The following is a 16,621-nucleotide window of genomic DNA, read 5'->3' as shown; positions in this document are numbered from 1 at the left end:
TGGTGCCTGGATCAGGCGTTGACGTTGTGGGAATCCGGCAGCAGGATGACCTTGCCGGTCGTGGCGCGTGAAGCCAGCGCCGTATGGGCGTGCCCGGCCTGCTCCAACGGGAAGCGGGCGCCGATGGCCACCTTCAACGTCCCCGCGGCCACCAGATCGAACATTTCCTTCGCCCGCCACTGACGCTCCTCCACGTCCAGGAGGAAGTCGGAGAGCTTCGGACGGGTCACGGTCAAGGATCCGTGGGAGTTCAGCCGCTGCAGATCAAAGGGAGGTACCTGTCCCGACGCGCCACCGAAGAGCACCAGGGTGCCGCGGATGCGTAACGATGCCAGCGAACCCTCGAAGGTGTCCTTGCCGATCCCGTCGTAGACCACGTCGACGCCGCGACCGTCGGTCAGTTTGCGGACCCGATCGGGGACGTCCTCGTAGGCCAGGACGTGGTCGGCACCTGCGGCCCGGGCCAGTTCCGCCTTTTCGGCGGTCGACGTGGTGGTGATGACCGTCGCCCCGCGCAGCTTCAGCAGCTGGATCAGCAGTTGGCCGACACCGCCGGCGCCGGCGTAGGTCAGCACGGTGTCTCCCGGGCGGACCTGGTAGCTGTTATTGATCAGGTAGTGGGCGGTGAAACCCTGCAGCGGCAACGCGCCGGCGACCTCGTCGGACACGCCCTCGGGCACCGGGAACGCCTTGTCGGCGTCCAGGAGCATGTACTCGGCATAACTTCCCGTCCCCTCCGAGGTGGCAACCCGGTCGCCAATGGCGTAGTCGGTGACGCCTTCGCCGATCGCCTCCACACTGCCGGAACCCTCGGTGCCGGGAACGAACGGGTACTGGACCGGGTACACCCCCGAACGCTGGTAGGTTTCAATGAAGTTCACTCCCACGGCGGCCAGACGAACCACGAGTTGCCCGGGCCCGGGGGAGGGGCGTTCGACATCCACCCATTCGAAGACCTCGGGGCCGCCTGCCTGGGGGATCCGTAGTGCGTGGGGCATGGAAAACTCCTTCGTTGGGGGTGGTCTTCCCAGCCTAGGCTCTTCGAGCAGCGGGTGCTCTGTAGTGGTCGAACATGACCCACCACGATGAATAATTATTAGCCATCGTGCATAAGAGCGTTGTAGGCTGAACTCATGAGTATTTCGGTAGCTGTTTCCGGGGCCAGTGGATATGCCGGCGGGGAGGTGTTGCGCCTGCTGGCGCACCACCCCGACGTCACGATCGGGGCCATCACCGCCCACAGTAATGCCGGCCAGCGACTGGGTAGCCTGCAACCGCATCTGCACGCGCTCGCCGACCGCATCCTGGTGGACACGACCGCGGAGAATCTTGCCGGCCATGACGTTGTTTTCCTGGCCTTGCCCCATGGTGCCAGTGCCGCCATCGCCGCAGAACTCTCCGACGACACCGTGGTCATCGATGCCGGGGCCGATCACCGGCTCGAATCCCCCGAGGCCTGGGAGAAGTTCTACGGCGGAGAGCACGCAGGGCATTGGCCCTATGGGCTGCCCGAAATGCCCGGGCACCGCGAGAAGCTGCGCGGGGCCACCCGCATCGCCGTCCCCGGGTGTTACCCGACCTCGGCCCAACTGGCCCTGGTGCCCGGTTTCACCGCGGGCCTCCTGGAGGCACGGGACGTCGTCATCGTCTCGGCTTCGGGAACCTCGGGTGCGGGGAAGTCCATGAAACCGCATCTGCTGGGCTCCGAAGTGATCGGGGGGATGAGCCCCTACGGAGTAGGTGGCCTGCACCGGCATACCCCGGAGATGGAACAGGGTTTCAGTGCCGCCGCGGGTGAACCAGTCAACGTTTCCTTCACCCCGACCCTGGCACCCATGGCCCGCGGCATCCTGGCCACGGCCACCGCACGGGTCAAACCCGGGGTCGACGCCGCAGCCCTGCGTGAGGCCTGGGCCCAGGCCTACGCGGACGAACCCTTTGTCCATCTGCTCCCCGAAGGCCAGTGGCCCACAACCAAGGCAGTGCAAGGCTCCAACCATGCGCAGCTGCAACTGGCCTTCGACGAGCACGCGGGCCGCGTCATCGTCGTCTGCGCCATCGACAACCTCACCAAGGGAACCGCCGGTGGGGCCGTGCAATCGATGAACCTGTCCCTGGGGCTGCCCGAAACCCGCGGACTCGACCTGGAAGGGATCGCCCCGTGAACCACCCCCACGAGAACCACACCCCGCAGGGGGTCACCGCTGCCGCGGGATTCCGCGCCACCGGCATCACCGCCGGGCTGAAGGCCTCCGGTACTCCCGACCTGGCCTTGGTGGTCAATGACGGGCCGTTGAAGAACGCCGCAGCGGTCTTCACCACCAACCGGGTGGCAGCTGCCCCCATCCACTGGTCGCGGAAGGTGATCGCCGACGGGCGTGCCGAAGCGGTGATCCTGAACTCCGGCGGAGCCAACGCCTGCACCGGCGTCGAAGGCTACGCCAACACCCAGGCAACCGCCGAGGCCACCGCCGGCGCGCTCGGCGTCGATGCCGCTGACCTGCTGGTCTGCTCCACCGGACTCATCGGCGAACAACTGCCGATGGATAAGATCCAGGCGGGCATCACCGCTGCCTGTGCGGCACTGCAGGCAGGGGCAGGGCACGACGGCGGTGCTGATGCCGCCACCGCGATCATGACCACCGACTCGGTCTCCAAGCAGGCCGGCTTCGCTGCTACCGGCTACCTCATCGGCGGGATGGCCAAGGGTGCCGGCATGCTGGCCCCGGGGCTGGCCACGATGCTCGTGGTCATCACCACCGATGCCGAACTCGAAGCCGCCGAACTCGACGCCGCCCTGCGCGCCGCCACCCGGGTGAGTTTCGACCGGGCGGACTCGGACGGCTGCATGTCCACCAACGACACGGTCATCCTGATGGCCTCCGGCGCCTCGGGCGTCCGCCCCGACGTCACCGAATTCACCGAGGGGCTCACCGGGTTGTGTACCGATCTGGCCCGCCAGCTCATTGCCGATGCCGAAGGCGCAGCCCACGACATCAGCATCCGGGCGTTCAACGCAGCTAGCGAGGACGACGCCGAGGAAGTTTCCCGCGCCGTGGCACGTTCGAACCTGTTCAAGGCGGCGATCTTCGGCCAAGACCCGAACTGGGGTCGGGTGCTCTCCGCCGTGGGAACCACCACTGCGGCTTTCGACCCCGATGAACTTGACGTCGCCATCAACGGGATCCAGGTGTGCCGTTCCGGGTGCATCGGTGATGACCGCTCGCTCGTGGACCTGAGCGGGCGCGACGTCTTGGTGGAGATCAATCTGCACGCCGGTGACGCCGAGGCGACGATCTGGACCAACGACCTCACCCACGACTACGTCCACGAAAACTCCGCCTACTCCAGCTAGGACCGCCGAGCATGAACACCGACACCCCGACCGGCCCCGAGGGAGCGCTCTCCGGCGACGCCTGGGATACCGCCCACCGCAAGGCCGAGGCGCTGATCGAAGCACTGCCCTGGATCCAACATTTCGCCGGCAGCACGATGGTCATCAAATATGGCGGAAACGCCATGGTCAACGACGAGCTGCGTCGGGCCTTCGCCGAGGACATCGTCTTTTTGCATCATGCAGGCATCCATCCCGTCGTCGTCCACGGGGGTGGGCCGCAGATCAGCTCCATGCTCGAACGCCTCGGCATCGAGTCGGAATTCCGTGGCGGACTCAGGGTCACCACCCCCGAGGCCATGGACGTCGTGCGTATGGTGCTCACCGGACAGGTCGGCCGTGAGCTCGTCGGCCTGATCAACTCCCACGGCCCCTACGCCGTCGGTCTCTCGGGGGAGGACGGCGGCCTGTTGCAAGCCGTGCGCACCGGAACAGTCATCGACGGTGAGTCAGTGGACCTCGGCCTGGTCGGGGAGGTGACCGGCGTTGAACCACGGGCCTTGGTCGACCTGCTCGGTGCCGGACGCATCCCGGTGATCTCCACCATTGCTCCCGAGGTCGACGACGACGGTGAACCCACGGGCCAGGTCCTCAACGTCAATGCCGATACCGCCGCCGCTGCAGTGGCCTCGGCCCTGGGAGCCTCCAAGATGGTCATCCTGACCGACGTCGAGGGGCTCTATTCGGATTGGCCCGATCGATCCTCCCTGGTCTCCTCCTTGACCGTGGCCGAACTACGCCGCATGATGCCGCGACTGGAATCGGGCATGATCCCCAAAATGGAGGCCTGCCTGAAGGCCGTCGATGACGGCGTCGAACGCGCCCACATCGTTGACGGACGCCAACCCCATTCCATGCTGCTGGAGGTCTTCACCTCGGCAGGCGTCGGCACCCAAGTCGTCCCCGAGGAGGAATCATGAGCCAGCCATCCGAACAATCCGGAGGCCAGCGGAGCTCCGCCAGCCACCCGGGGTCCCCGTTGGGGGAGACCGGCGAATTGGAGGCCCTGCAAGGCCTGGCCTCCACCGAGCTGACCGAACGCTACAACGCCTCGCTCATGGGGGTCTTCGGCACCCCGCAGCGCGTTCTGGTGCGCGGCTCCGGATGTGTGGTCTGGGATGCCGACGGCCGTGAATACCTCGATCTGCTCGGCGGTATCGCCGTCAACGCCCTGGGACATGCGCACCCGTTCCTCACCTCGGTCGTCTCCAGCCAGCTGGCCACGCTGGGACATATTTCGAACTTCTTCACCAGTCCCACCCAGATCGCGCTGGCAGAAAAACTGCTCGTTCTTGCCCAAGCCCCCAGCGGTTCGAAGGTCTTCTTCGCCAACTCGGGGACCGAGGCCAACGAGGCGGCCTTCAAACTGGCCCGTCGCAACGATGGCGCGGGGGCCGGAACCGCGCGAACGCGGATCATCGCCCTGGAAAATGCGTTCCATGGCCGCACCATGGGCGCCCTGGCCCTGACCTGGAAGCAGGCCTACCGCGAACCCTTCGAACCATTACCCGGCGGTGTCGAATGGGTGCCGGCAGGCGACGCCGACGCGTTGCGTGCCGCCGTGGATGAATCCGTGGCAGCCGTCTTCATCGAACCCATCCAAGGCGAGGCCGGGGTCCGCGGCTACCCGGAGGGATACCTGCAAGCAGCACGACAGATCACCGAGGAGGCCGGGGCCCTGCTCATCATCGATGAGGTCCAGACCGGCATCGGACGGACCGGGGCGTGGTTCGCCTCCGAAGGGATCATCCCCGACGCGATCACCTTGGCCAAGGGACTCGGCGGCGGTTTCCCCATCGGGGCGCTGATCACCTTCGGTGAGCACGTGTCCTCGCTCTTGAGCCCGGGCCAACACGGCACGACCTTCGGCGGCAACCCGGCGGCCACCGCTTCGGCGCTGGCCACCCTCCACGTCCTCGAAAGCCAGGGTGTCCTGGCCCAGGTCCGTGACACCTCAGCTGCCCTGGCGGCGGCACTGCAGGAACTGGACTGCGTGACCGAGGTGCGCGCCCATGGCCTGCTGGTGGGCTTCGACCTGGCCACCGAGGTGGCTCCCGCCGTCGCACGGGCGGGGCTCGAGGCAGGGTTCATCATCAATTCGACGGGTCCGGCCACCGTGCGCCTGGCCCCACCGTTGATCATCACCATGGAACAACTGAGGGGCTTTGTTGACGCCCTACCGGAGCTCTATGCCACAGCCATTGCACAGGAGAACTAAGTGAGCACCCCAACCGTCCGTCATTTCCTGGTTGATACAGACCTCAGCCAGGCCGAACAGACCGAGGTCCTGGACCTGGCGGCGGCCATGAAGAGCGACAGGTACGGGTACCGCCCGTATGCCGGACCGCAAACCGTCGCCGTCTTTTTCGATAAGACCTCCACCCGCACCCGGGTCTCCTTTGCCGCCGGCATCGCCGAACTGGGCGGCCAGCCATTGATCATCAACCCCGGTGAGTCCCAGTTGGGGCATAAGGAGTCGATTGCCGACTCGGCCCGGGTGCTCGAGCGGATGGTTTCCACGATCGTCTGGCGCACCTACGCCCAGTCGGGATTGGAGGAGATGGCCGCCAACAGTGGGGTGCCGGTGATCAACTCGCTCTCCGATGACTACCACCCCTGCCAACTGCTCGCCGATCTGCTGACCGTGCGCGAACATAAGGGCCGGCTCGCCGGACTGTCCATGGCCTACCTCGGTGATGCGGCGAATAACATGGCCAACTCCTACCTGTTGGCCGGAGTGACCGCCGGAATGCAGGTGCGCATCGCCGGGCCTGCCGGCCATCTACCCGATGAATCCGTCGTTGCCGCGGCCAGGGGCCGTGCCGCAGAAACCGGTGGGTCGGTCATGATCACCACCGACCCTTCGGAGGCCCTCAAAAATGTCGACGTCGTGGCCACCGACACCTGGGTCTCCATGGGGCAGGAAGACGAAAAGGCAGAACGAGTTGAACTGTTCGGGGACTATCGGGTCGATGAGGCGGCGATGGCCCTGGCGGCCCCGGACGCGATCGTCTTGCACTGCCTCCCGGCCTACCGTGAATATGAGATCGCTGCAGGGGTCATCGACGGCGGGCAATCGGTGGTGTGGGACGAAGCAGAAAACAGGCTGCACGCCCAGAAGGCCCTGATGGCCTGGCTGATGGCCTCTTCGGGGCTGGCAGAAGTCTCGGGTGTTGAAGCGGGGGACCGACGATGAGCCTGCAGCCCGGTGGCCAGCCCACCACAAAAATTGCCCGTCAAGCACGGATCAAAGCCATTCTCGGGGCCGGATCGGTGCGTTCCCAGGCCGAACTCGCAGGCCTGCTGGCGGCCGACGGCGTCCAAGTCACCCAGGCCACACTGTCCCGGGACTTGGTGGAACTGGGAGCCATCAGGGTCCGGGGTGTGGAAGGGGGCCTGGTCTACGCGTTGCGCTCCGAAGGCGGGGACCGGTCGCCGCAGACCGGCGTCACCCAGGAAGTGCTCGACGCGCGGCTGGCTAAGCTCTCGGCCGAGTTGATCGTCACCGCGGAAGCCTCGGCGAATATCGTCATCCTGCGCACCCCTCCGGGGGCGGCGAACTTCTTGGCCTTATCGATCGACCATTCGATCATGCCCGATGTCCTGGGCACGATCGCCGGCGATGACACGGTCATGCTGATCACCCGTGACCCCCAGGGTGGCGAGGAGATTGCCGCGCGTTTCCTGGAACTGGCCAACACGCAGTAGCCGCCGGCCCCGGTCAGGCGCCGTTCGTCGGGAAATACTCTTCGATCAGTGCGCGCATGGCGGGGAGATCGAACATGTCGGTCACCGCCCAGGCGTTCTGGGGGCCCAGCTTCGGGTCCGCCCCGGCCTCCAGGAGGAAGCGGCTGAGCTCGGCATTCTGCCGGAAGACGGTGCAGGTCAGTGCCGATTGGCCCTGGTCGTTGAGTCGGTCCACGGTCGCCCCGCGTTCGACGAGGCCGCGTGCCAGGTCGTTATGTCCGCTATAGGAAGCCAGAATCAGCAGCGAGTCGCCCTTATGGTCGGTCAGGTCAACGGGCAGGCCCTCACCGATGAGGGCCAGCAGCTTCTCGGTTTCCCCTTGACGGGCAAGGTCGAAAGTGGAATGAAGGAAGGCAAGCTCTTCATCGCTGAGTTCGGGCACGGGCTGGTTGGCGGGCTCTGTCATGCCGACCAGCCTACAGCCAGTGAGAAGGGGCCACATTGCATCGTGTGCATAATTATGTAGACTTATGAATAAGAACAGATCTTGATCGGCGCGGCCCATGCGTCGAACCCCATTCCCAGAGGAGAAACCCCGTGAAGGAACGCATTGTCCTGGCCTACTCCGGCGGCCTGGATACGTCCGTGGCCATCGGCTGGATCGGCGAAGCCACCGGCGCTGAAGTCATTGCCGTCGCGGTCGACGTCGGGCAGGGCGGCGAATCCCTGGAAACGGTGCGCGATCGCGCGCTGGGCTGCGGTGCCGTCGAAGCCTATGTTGCCGACGCCCGCGACGAGTTCGCCAACGAGTACTGCATGCCGACGCTGCAGACCGGTGCGCTCTACCAAAACCACTACCCGTTGATTTCTGCGATCTCCCGCCCGGTGATCGTCAAGCATTTGGTGACCGCGGCCAAACAGTTCGGGGCCACCACCGTCGCCCACGGGTGCACGGGCAAGGGCAATGACCAGGTCCGCTTTGAAGTCGGCATCCAGACCATCGGTCCGGAGCTGAAATGCATCGCCCCGGTTCGTGACCTGGCGCTGACCCGCGATAAGGCGATCGAATATGCGGAAAAGAACGATCTGCCGATCGAAACGACCAAGAACAACCCGTTCTCGATCGACCAGAACGTCTGGGGCCGCGCCGTGGAGACCGGCTACCTCGAGGACATCTGGAACGCCCCGACCAAGGATGTCTACAGCTACACCGATTCCCCCGAGTTCCCCCCGGCCCCCGACGAGGTGACCATCTCCTTCCGCCAGGGCATCCCGGTGGCCATCGACGGTGTGGCCGTCACCCCGCTGGAGGCCATCGAACAGATGAATCGCCGCGCCGGCGCCCAGGGCATCGGCCGCATCGACATCGTCGAGGACCGACTGGTGGGCATCAAATCCCGCGAGATCTACGAGGCCCCGGGGCCGATGGCCCTGATGGAGGCGCATAAGCACCTGGAAAACATCACGCTCGAGCGTGAACAGGCCCGCTTCAAGGCCACGGTGTCCCAGCGTTGGAGCGAGCTGGTCTACGACGGCCAGTGGTTCTCCCCGCTGAAGCGCTCGCTGGACACTTTCGTGGCGGACACCCAACGCCACGTCAACGGTGATATCCGCATGGTCATGCACGGTGGCCGCGCCGTCGTGGAAGGACGCCGTTCGGAAACTGGTCTCTACCGCTTCGACCTGGCTACCTACGACACCGGCGACACCTTCGACCAGTCAAGTGCCCGCGGATTCATCGATATCTTCGGTCTCTCGGCGAAGGTGGCCACGGAGCGCGACGAGCGCGTGGCCGAGGGCAAGTAGGCATGCCCGAGGCCCACGGCACCAACGAAGGAGCCCTGTGGGGCGGCCGGTTCTCCGGCGGCCCCGCAGACGCCCTGGCAGCGCTGAGCAAATCGACGGATTTCGACTGGCGACTAGCCCGCTACGATATCGCCGGCTCCCGAGCCCACGCCCGGGTCCTGCACACCGCGGGACTGCTGGACGACGCCGAACTCCAGGGCATGATCGGTGCCCTGGACCAGCTGGAATCCGATGTCACCGACGGCACGTACGTCGCCGCGGAATCGGATGAGGATGTCCATGGTTCACTCGAACGCGGATTGATCGAACGGGCCGGACCGGCGCTCGGTGGGAAGCTACGTGCCGGACGCTCACGTAACGACCAGATCGCCACCCTGGGACGGATGTTCCTGCGTGACCACGCCCGGGTCATCGCCCGCGGCGTGCTGGCGACCATCGACGCGCTCATCGCCCAGGCCGAGGCCCACCCGCAGGCTGCCATGCCCGGCCGTACGCATCTGCAACACGCCCAACCGGTGCTGCTGGCCCACCACCTGCTGGCCCACGGCTGGGCACTGCTGCGCGATGTGCAGCGCCTGGCTGACTGGGACCGCCGGGCAGCGGTTTCCCCCTACGGTTCCGGGGCACTGGCAGGATCTTCGCTCGGACTCGATCCCCACGCCGTAGCCGCCGACCTCGGCTTCGACTCGGCCACCTGGAACTCCATCGACGGAACAGCAAGCCGGGACGTCTTCGCGGAGTATTCCTGGGTCGCCGCGATGATCGGGGTGGACTTGTCCCGGATCTCCGAGGAGGTCATCCTGTGGGCGACCAAGGAATTCTCCTTCGTCACCTTGCATGACTCGTATTCCACGGGGTCCTCGATCATGCCGCAGAAGAAGAATCCCGATGTCGCCGAACTGGCCCGCGGCAAGGCTGGACGACTGATCGGGGACCTGACCGGGTTGCTGGCCACCCTCAAGGGGCTGCCGTTGGCCTATAACCGGGACCTGCAGGAGGATAAGGAACCGGTGTTCGACGCCACCGACACCCTGGAACTGCTGCTTCCCGCCGTTTCGGGGATGGTCGCCACGCTCGATTTCAACACCGAACGAATGGCTGAGTTGGCCCCTCAGGGCTTCGCGCTGGCCACCGATATCGCCGAATGGCTGGTCCGTCAGGGAGTCCCGTTCCGAGACGCCCACGAGCTCTCCGGCTCGGCCGTCCGTGTGGCGGAATCACGGGGCGTGGAGTTATGGGATCTGACCGACGAAGAGTTCGCCGCGATTTCCCCCGAACTGACCCCGGCCGTCCGCGAGGTCCTGAGCACCGCAGGGTCGCTGGCCTCACGGTCCTCACAAGGAGGGACTGCCCCCGATGCCGTGGCCGCACAGCTCACGGCGCTGAAGGAGCAGCTGGAAGAGCTGCGCACCTTCGCTGCCTGAGCCGCAGCACCGGCAGAGCCTGCCGCCGTCGTCCACTGTGGACGACGGCGGTAGGCTGCTGCCATGACACAGCTTTCCACCGCATCACTGGCCGAGGCCGTCCAGGATGCCACCGCCCGTGCCCGTACCGCGATCGGCGCCCTGCCTGCCGAGGAATTCGCCGCGCCATCCACGTTGCCCGGGTGGAATAATGCCCAGCTACTGGCCCATCTGGATGGGGTCAGCCGTGCCCTGGCCCGGCAACTGGCCTATGCCGCCCGTGGCGAACGCATCGAGTTTTACGACGGCGGCCAGGAGGGCCGCGACGAGCGGATTGAACTCGGTGCCCTCCAACAGCCCTCCACCGTGGCGGCCCGCACGATTCAAGGACTGGACCTGTTGGACGAGTCGATCAAGGATCTTCCCGCCGGGGGATGGGAGAACGCCACGAGCTTCCGCGGAGAAGGCACCGTGACCGATTGTGTGAAGGCTGCTTGGCGTGAAGTCCTGATCCACGCCACCGATCTCGGGACCACCGTCTCGCTGGTTGACTGGCCCACGGAATTCTCGGCCCACCTTTTTGAGTTCCTGTCGCTGCGGGTGCCCGCCGAATACCGGCTGCTCTTGCAGCCCACCGGCAGCCAGCCGCTGACCCTCGGCGACGGTCCCACCGGGTACGTGGTCACCGGCATGGAATGTGATTTGGCCGGCTGGCTCGCAGGACGCGAACCCTCCGGCCCCGTCCGGGCGACCGCCGCAGCCGACGGGGCCGACCTCCCCGAATTGCTGCCCTGGCCCTCGGGGCTGGCCGCCTCGAAATGAGCGGAGCAGACCCTCAACTGACCCGGACCGCGATCGACGTCGCACCCTTGCTGCTGGGAAGCATCCTGACCGTTCAGCGGGAAGGGCACCGTGTGGGCGTGCGCATCACCGAGGTCGAAGCCTATGAAGGTTCGGCAGACCCGGGATCCCATGCCTACCGAGGGCGCACGGCACGCAACGACTCGTTGTTCGGGCCGCCGGGAACCCTGTATTGCTACTTCACCTACGGGATGCACCACTGCGCCAACATCGTGTGTGGGGCAGACGGCCGGGCCTCTGCGGTGTTGCTGCGCGCTGGAGAGATCATCACGGGTGCTGAGACCGCCAGGGCACGACGCCGGAACCCTCGCCGGGACCGGGACCTGGCCAATGGGCCCGCCAAACTCGCCCAGGCAGTGGGGCTGGACCTGCAATGCAACGGACTGGAATTGATCACCGGGGTCCAGGGAATGGGGCTCCGCGAGCTGGATGCTGTTCCGTCCCCGCTGGGAGCAACCCTGTCCTCATTACCCGAAACCGCACCGCAGGGAGTGCGCTGCGGACCCCGGGTTGGTGTGGCAGGCCCCGGTGGCAGCAATGACTACCCCTGGCGGTTTTGGCTCGACCACGAACCCACCGTTTCGGCCTATCGTGCCGCGAAGCCCCGAAACCGCCCGAAACCGGCAGGGAACCCTGGGCGCAAGGACTAGAGTGGATGCGTGCAATCCGTGACCGAAACTATGCCCGAACTCCTGGACCGCCTGTGTGCGATCGTCCCCGACTACCCACAGCCGGGCGTCTCCTTCAAGGATCTGACGCCCGCATTCGCCGACGCCCACGGATTGCATCGCATGATCGATGAGATCATTGCCCCCTTTGAGGGCACCTTCGATGTGGTCGCCGGAGTGGAGGCACGCGGCTTCGTCTTGGCAGCGGCTGCAGCCTACGCCAGCGGCACGGGGATGGTGACCATCCGCAAGAAGGGCAAATTACCCCGTCCGGTCCACGCCGAGCAATACACCCTCGAATACGGTACGGCCACGCTGGAATTGCACCGTGACGACATCAAACCCGGAACCCGGGTCCTGCTCCTCGACGACGTCCTGGCCACCGGAGGGACCATCAACTCGGCCGTCTCCCTGTTGACCCGTGCCCAGACCGAGATCGTCGGTATCGGCGTCGTCCTCGAGCTGGAGGAACTTCGTGGCCGGGCCCGACTGCAGGATTATCACGTGGAATCTCTTCAAACGGTGTGATGGACGTCGTGAGCCGGCCGACCACCCAACCGGTAGACTGATTCGTCCGCCATTTCGCACCAGGAGGAAAGTACATGCCGCAGTCACCCTCGCCCGCACCTGAACTGGAGCGCGAGCGGGCTTATGTCGAGCGGCTCTACCGCCGGCTCGATGCCCTACGTGAGGAGAAGACCGCGCAACTGGCCCGGGTTCGCCGTGACGGAGCGCTTGGTTCGCTACAGAACATCTCCGAACGCGACTCGTTCGCGAATTTATACGAGGACCGCCTGGCCCAATTGAACGCCGTCGAGGACCGCCTGGTTTTTGGTCGCCTCGACCTCGAAAGTGCCGAGGACAACGGTGATGCCACCAGTCACTACATCGGACGCATCGGCATGACCGACGAACACCAGACCCGTCTCATGGTCGACTGGCGTGCCCCGGAAGCGGGGGCCTTCTACCAGGCCACCGCCTTCGAACGCCATGGAGTACGCCGTCGGCGCCACCTGATTCTCAAGGGCCGCAACGTGGTAGCCCTCGAGGACGATGTGCTGGACCCTGAATTACTCAACGAGGGTGTCTCGCACCAGGGGGAGGGGGCGCTCCTTGCTGCCCTGACCAGCCGACGCACCGGACATATGGCGGACATCGTCAGCACCATCCAGGCAGAGCAGGACCGGATCATCCGGGCCCCGCTGGCCGGTGTCCTCGTGGTCCAGGGCGGTCCCGGAACCGGTAAGACTGCGGTGGCCCTCCACCGTGCGGCCTACCTCCTCTACGAACACCGTGAACGTTTGAAGACCGCCGGTGTTTTGCTGGTCGGGCCCTCGACGGCCTTCATGCGCTATATCGAACGTGTCTTGCCCTCCCTGGGCGAAACCGGCGTCGTCATGTCCTCCGTGGGACAGCTGCTGCCGGGGATCAACGCCATTCCCGAACCCGGACGCGAAGCCGCCCGGATCAAGGGGGGACTCGGCATGGCCCAGGTGGTTGCCCGGGCGGTCGAGAACCGCCAGCGGGTGCCCGCGGGGCCACGCCGGGTCCTGGTCGAAGGCACCCCGCTGACGATCACCCCACGGCAGGTCCGGCGGGCCGGCGATAAAGCACGGGCGACGGGCAGACCGTATAACGAGGCCCGCGCGACCTTCGTCAAGGTCATGCTGCGCGAGCTGGCCGATCAGCTCAAGGAGAAGCTCGAGGAATCCTCCGGTGCCGGCAATGCTGCCGACCGCTCCTACTTGATCGAAGACGTTCGGGCCTCACGGGATGTGCGCATCACCTTGAACCTATGTTGGATGCCGATGAGCCCCGAGCAGCTCATCACCGACCTGTACGCCAAGCCCGAGGTCCTCGAAGCGGTTGCCCCTGAGCTGAGCTATGCCGAACGCCGCTCATTACTGCGTGGTCGCGGGGAACCATGGACCGAAGCGGATGTCCCCTTGCTCGACGAGGCCGCGGAACTTCTGGGTGCCTTCGATGCGACGGTAGGGCGCGAACAAGCCGTGGCCGAGGCCAACCGAAAACGCGATATGGCCAATGCTGAACAGGCGTTGAAGAACGTCAGCGCATCACTGGAAGAAATCGGCATTGATGGATCGGTCAGTGCCGAACAACTTGCCGACTTGAACGAGGAGACCGGCCCCCGGCTGACCGCTGCAGAACGCGCCGCTACCGACCGCAACTGGGCCTACGGCCATGTCGTGGTTGATGAGGCCCAAGAGCTTTCGCCGATGCAGTGGCGCTTATTGGTGCGTCGTTGTCCCCTGAAGTCTTTCACCGTGGTCGGTGATATCGCCCAGGCTAGTTCGGCTGCGAGCGTGGGGAGTTGGGCTGCGGCGATGGAACCGTTCGTCGGCCGTCGTTTTGAACTGGAGGAACTGACGGTGAATTACCGTACTCCCGTTCAGATCGCCGAAGCAGCAGCCCGGATGGCCCAGGAAGCTGGTCTGCAAGTCTCGACGCCGAAGGCGGTGCGCGAAGGTGATTGGCCCCCGCTGATCAACCGGGTCTTGCCCGGTGACGTCCTGGCAGCGACGCTGAGGGCGCTGCCCGAAGAGATCAGAATCGCCGATGGGGGACTGGTTGCTGTCATTGCCCCCGCGCAGCGACTCGATCAGGTCCGGACGGCGGTCGCTGGCGAGTATGGACGACGTGTCGGTGGCGGGTCCGGCGCCCTGGACCAGGACATCGTTGTGACCACTGCCAAACTGGCCAAGGGCCTCGAATTCGATGTTGTGATGGTGTTGGAGCCACAGGAAATCGTCGAAGAGGCGGAAGGAACCGTGGGCGATTTATATGTCGCGATGACCCGCGCGACCCAACGCCTGCAGGTTATCGCCAGTGGCAATATTCCTGCGGGAATGGACCCGAACGCCTGATCACGAGAGCGTTGCTGCTAGATTTGATGGCGTGTCAGTGAGTGAATTGAATCCCGCCATTGCGGGACAGCAGAATGATCCGTCCTTCCCCAACGTCTGGCAGGAGCTGAAGTGGCGTGGCTTGGTCCACGTTTCCACTGAGGAATCCGGGCTGGAGCAAATGCTCGCAGGGGAGCCGATCACCTATTACTGCGGATTCGATCCCACGGCGCCGTCTTTGCACTTGGGGAACCTGGTCCAATTGCTGAACATGCGTCGTCTGCAGCTGGCGGGGCACCGCCCGCTGGGCCTCGTGGGTGGTTCCACCGGTTTGATCGGAGACCCGCGGCAGAGCGCCGAGCGGGTCCTGAATACCAAGGAGACCGTCAACGAGTGGGTGGGCCGCCTGCAGCGTCAGGTCAGCTGGTTCTTGTCGACCGAAGGCTCAAACGCGATGCAGATCGTGAATAACTTGGACTGGACGGGACCCCTCAGCGCGATCGACTTCCTCCGTGAGGTCGGCAAACACTTCCGTGTGGGGACGATGGTCAAGAAGGACACTGTTGCCTCACGCCTGAATAGCGACGAGGGCATCAGCTACACGGAGTTCAGCTACCAGATCCTGCAAGGCATGGACTACTTGGAGCTTTACCGGGACTACGGATGCCGGCTCCAGACCGGCGGTTCTGACCAGTGGGGCAACCTGACCAGTGGGACGGAATTGATTCGCAAGGTCGAGGGCGCCACGGTGCATGCCTACGGAACCCCGTTGATCACCAACACGGACGGCAGTAAGTTCGGCAAAAGCGAAGGCAACGCCATCTGGCTCGACGCCGAGATGTGTAGCCCGTACGCGTTCTACCAATTTTGGCTCAACACCGCCGATGTCGATGTGGTCGACCGCTTCAAGGTCTTCACTTTCCGTACACGCCAAGAGATCGAGGCCATCGAACAGGAAGTAGCGGAACGACCCTTCGCCCGCGCCGGTCAACGTCAGCTGGCCTACGACGTCACGTCGCTGGTCCACGGTATCGACGCTACCGAAAAGGTCATTGCAGCCTCTGCAGCAATGTTTGGCCAGGGGGTACTCGCCGATCTCGATGAAGATCTCCTGGTGGCAGCCACCGCAGAATTGCCGAGCGTGCAGGTGCCGTCGGATTCATTGGGGATCGTCGAGCTGCTGGTGGCCACCGGGCTCTCCGAGTCCAAGTCTGCAGCCCGGCGGACCGTGGGAGAGGGTGGCGCCTACGTCAACAACGTTAAATTCTCGGATGTCGATGCAGTCATTGATTCATCGGCGCTTTTGCACGGGCGCTATGTGTTGGTGCGGCGTGGGAAAAAGAGCCTGGCGATGGTCGAGGTCGCGCCCTAAAGCATGTTGTTCGGCGCTGGTGAATCCGCAGCCGATCCAGACAACCAAGAGGCCGGCCGGCCCCGAGACGTGAATCACGTTGGGGCCGGCCGGCCTTTTTGCTCCCCAGGTAACCCCCTGCAGAGGCAAAAAACCGCCTTGAAGCCCGGTATCCCGGGGAAAAAGCAACGATCCAGGTCGCATGAACCCGAGAGAACGGCCGATTTGCAGCCGCCGGTCACCACGTGTAATGTTTTCTCTTGTCGCCGACGCTCCTGCAGCGGACAAAGGAAGCGAAAGTTTCCCGGTCAGGCGAACAAACTCCTTTCAAACCTCCAAGCTTTCTGGACGTTATTTGCACGCCTTGAAGCAGGGAAAAATGGAAGCGAGGGGAGACCAATTGGTCGAAATCAAAGCGATAAAGTCGATTTGACAACGATCAAACGGACTAATAAATTAGATATGTAGCAACGAAAGAAAAGCAAAAAGAATACGAATTCTTTACTTCGTTATTTGCTCGGAATCGTTAGCGGTCTGTTGTTTGAGAACTCAATAGTGTGCCATGTTTGTTGACACCGATTTTTTTA

General features: G+C 64.6%; 15 protein-coding genes. 13 read left to right on the top strand and 2 right to left on the bottom strand.

The window, feature by feature from the left end:
* Nucleotides 1-11 precede the first annotated feature (11 nt).
* Complete coding sequence (locus tag FM101_RS06650; RefSeq protein WP_086997286.1) at nucleotides 12-998, bottom strand: quinone oxidoreductase family protein; 987 nt, start codon at nucleotides 996-998, stop codon at nucleotides 12-14.
* A gap of 135 nt (nucleotides 999-1,133) precedes the next feature.
* Here FM101_RS06650 and argC point away from each other — a divergent pair, with 135 nt between their 5' ends.
* The 6 genes from argC to FM101_RS06620 are packed head-to-tail and all read left to right on the top strand — an operon-like array spanning nucleotide 1,134 to nucleotide 7,102.
* Entirely contained in the window at nucleotides 1,134-2,165 is a 1,032-nt protein-coding gene (gene argC / locus FM101_RS06645) for an N-acetyl-gamma-glutamyl-phosphate reductase (RefSeq protein WP_086997283.1), read from the top strand.
* Nucleotides 2,162-3,355 carry a bifunctional glutamate N-acetyltransferase/amino-acid acetyltransferase ArgJ gene (gene argJ / locus FM101_RS06640; protein ID WP_086997280.1) on the top strand — a complete coding sequence of 398 codons (1,194 nt, stop codon included), beginning with the start codon at nucleotides 2,162-2,164 and terminating at the stop codon, nucleotides 3,353-3,355. Before argC ends, argJ begins: the two co-directional genes overlap by 4 nt.
* A gap of 11 nt (nucleotides 3,356-3,366) precedes the next feature.
* Nucleotides 3,367-4,314, top strand: a complete 948-nt coding sequence (gene argB, locus FM101_RS06635) for an acetylglutamate kinase (protein WP_086997278.1) — start codon at nucleotides 3,367-3,369, stop codon at nucleotides 4,312-4,314.
* Nucleotides 4,311-5,612, top strand: a complete 1,302-nt coding sequence (locus FM101_RS06630) for an acetylornithine transaminase (protein ID WP_086997275.1) — start codon at nucleotides 4,311-4,313, stop codon at nucleotides 5,610-5,612. The genes argB and FM101_RS06630 overlap by 4 nt, the downstream gene beginning before the upstream one ends.
* Nucleotides 5,613-6,590, top strand: a complete 978-nt coding sequence (gene argF / locus FM101_RS06625) for an ornithine carbamoyltransferase (protein ID WP_086997272.1) — start codon at nucleotides 5,613-5,615, stop codon at nucleotides 6,588-6,590.
* Nucleotides 6,587-7,102, top strand: coding sequence for an arginine repressor (locus FM101_RS06620; RefSeq protein ID WP_086997270.1), 516 nt, complete (start codon nucleotides 6,587-6,589; stop codon nucleotides 7,100-7,102). The genes argF and FM101_RS06620 overlap by 4 nt, the downstream gene beginning before the upstream one ends.
* A 13-nt stretch (nucleotides 7,103-7,115) precedes the next feature.
* On the opposite strand, the gene FM101_RS06615 is transcribed toward FM101_RS06620, so the two are convergent.
* Nucleotides 7,116-7,547, bottom strand: a complete 432-nt coding sequence (locus tag FM101_RS06615) for an ankyrin repeat domain-containing protein (protein ID WP_179204262.1) — start codon at nucleotides 7,545-7,547, stop codon at nucleotides 7,116-7,118.
* 131 nt (nucleotides 7,548-7,678) lie between these two features.
* Here FM101_RS06615 and FM101_RS06610 point away from each other — a divergent pair, with 131 nt between their 5' ends.
* The 7 genes from FM101_RS06610 to tyrS all read left to right on the top strand — a co-directional run bounded on the left by FM101_RS06610 (nucleotide 7,679) and on the right by tyrS (nucleotide 16,055).
* Complete coding sequence (locus FM101_RS06610; RefSeq protein ID WP_086997267.1) at nucleotides 7,679-8,887, top strand: argininosuccinate synthase; 1,209 nt, start codon at nucleotides 7,679-7,681, stop codon at nucleotides 8,885-8,887.
* 2 nt (nucleotides 8,888-8,889) lie between these two features.
* Nucleotides 8,890-10,311 (top strand): argininosuccinate lyase, encoded by a 1,422-nt coding sequence (argH, locus tag FM101_RS06605; RefSeq protein WP_086997264.1) that lies wholly within the window; start codon nucleotides 8,890-8,892, stop codon nucleotides 10,309-10,311.
* A gap of 63 nt (nucleotides 10,312-10,374) precedes the next feature.
* On the top strand, nucleotides 10,375-11,112 hold the full coding sequence (locus tag FM101_RS06600) for a maleylpyruvate isomerase family mycothiol-dependent enzyme (RefSeq protein ID WP_086997260.1): 738 nt from the start codon (nucleotides 10,375-10,377) through the stop codon (nucleotides 11,110-11,112).
* Nucleotides 11,109-11,801: a DNA-3-methyladenine glycosylase gene (locus FM101_RS06595; RefSeq protein WP_086997258.1), complete on the top strand. Its 693-nt coding sequence runs from the start codon at nucleotides 11,109-11,111 to the stop codon at nucleotides 11,799-11,801. Before FM101_RS06600 ends, FM101_RS06595 begins: the two co-directional genes overlap by 4 nt.
* Before the next feature lie 30 nt (nucleotides 11,802-11,831).
* Nucleotides 11,832-12,347 carry an adenine phosphoribosyltransferase gene (locus tag FM101_RS06590; protein WP_086997255.1) on the top strand — a complete coding sequence of 172 codons (516 nt, stop codon included), beginning with the start codon at nucleotides 11,832-11,834 and terminating at the stop codon, nucleotides 12,345-12,347.
* Between the two features lie 74 nt (nucleotides 12,348-12,421).
* Nucleotides 12,422-14,704 carry a HelD family protein gene (locus FM101_RS06585; RefSeq protein ID WP_086997252.1) on the top strand — a complete coding sequence of 761 codons (2,283 nt, stop codon included), beginning with the start codon at nucleotides 12,422-12,424 and terminating at the stop codon, nucleotides 14,702-14,704.
* 31 nt (nucleotides 14,705-14,735) lie between these two features.
* Nucleotides 14,736-16,055: a tyrosine--tRNA ligase gene (tyrS, locus tag FM101_RS06580; RefSeq protein ID WP_428844147.1), complete on the top strand. Its 1,320-nt coding sequence runs from the start codon at nucleotides 14,736-14,738 to the stop codon at nucleotides 16,053-16,055.
* Nucleotides 16,056-16,621: the final 566 nt, after the last annotated feature.

This window comes from Arthrobacter rhombi (assembly GCF_900163545.1).
GTDB classification, from domain to species: Bacteria; Actinomycetota; Actinomycetes; order Actinomycetales; family Micrococcaceae; genus Arthrobacter_H; species Arthrobacter_H rhombi_A.
Note: the sequence above shows the minus strand (reverse complement) of the source record. Positions and strands in the feature narration are given on the sequence as shown.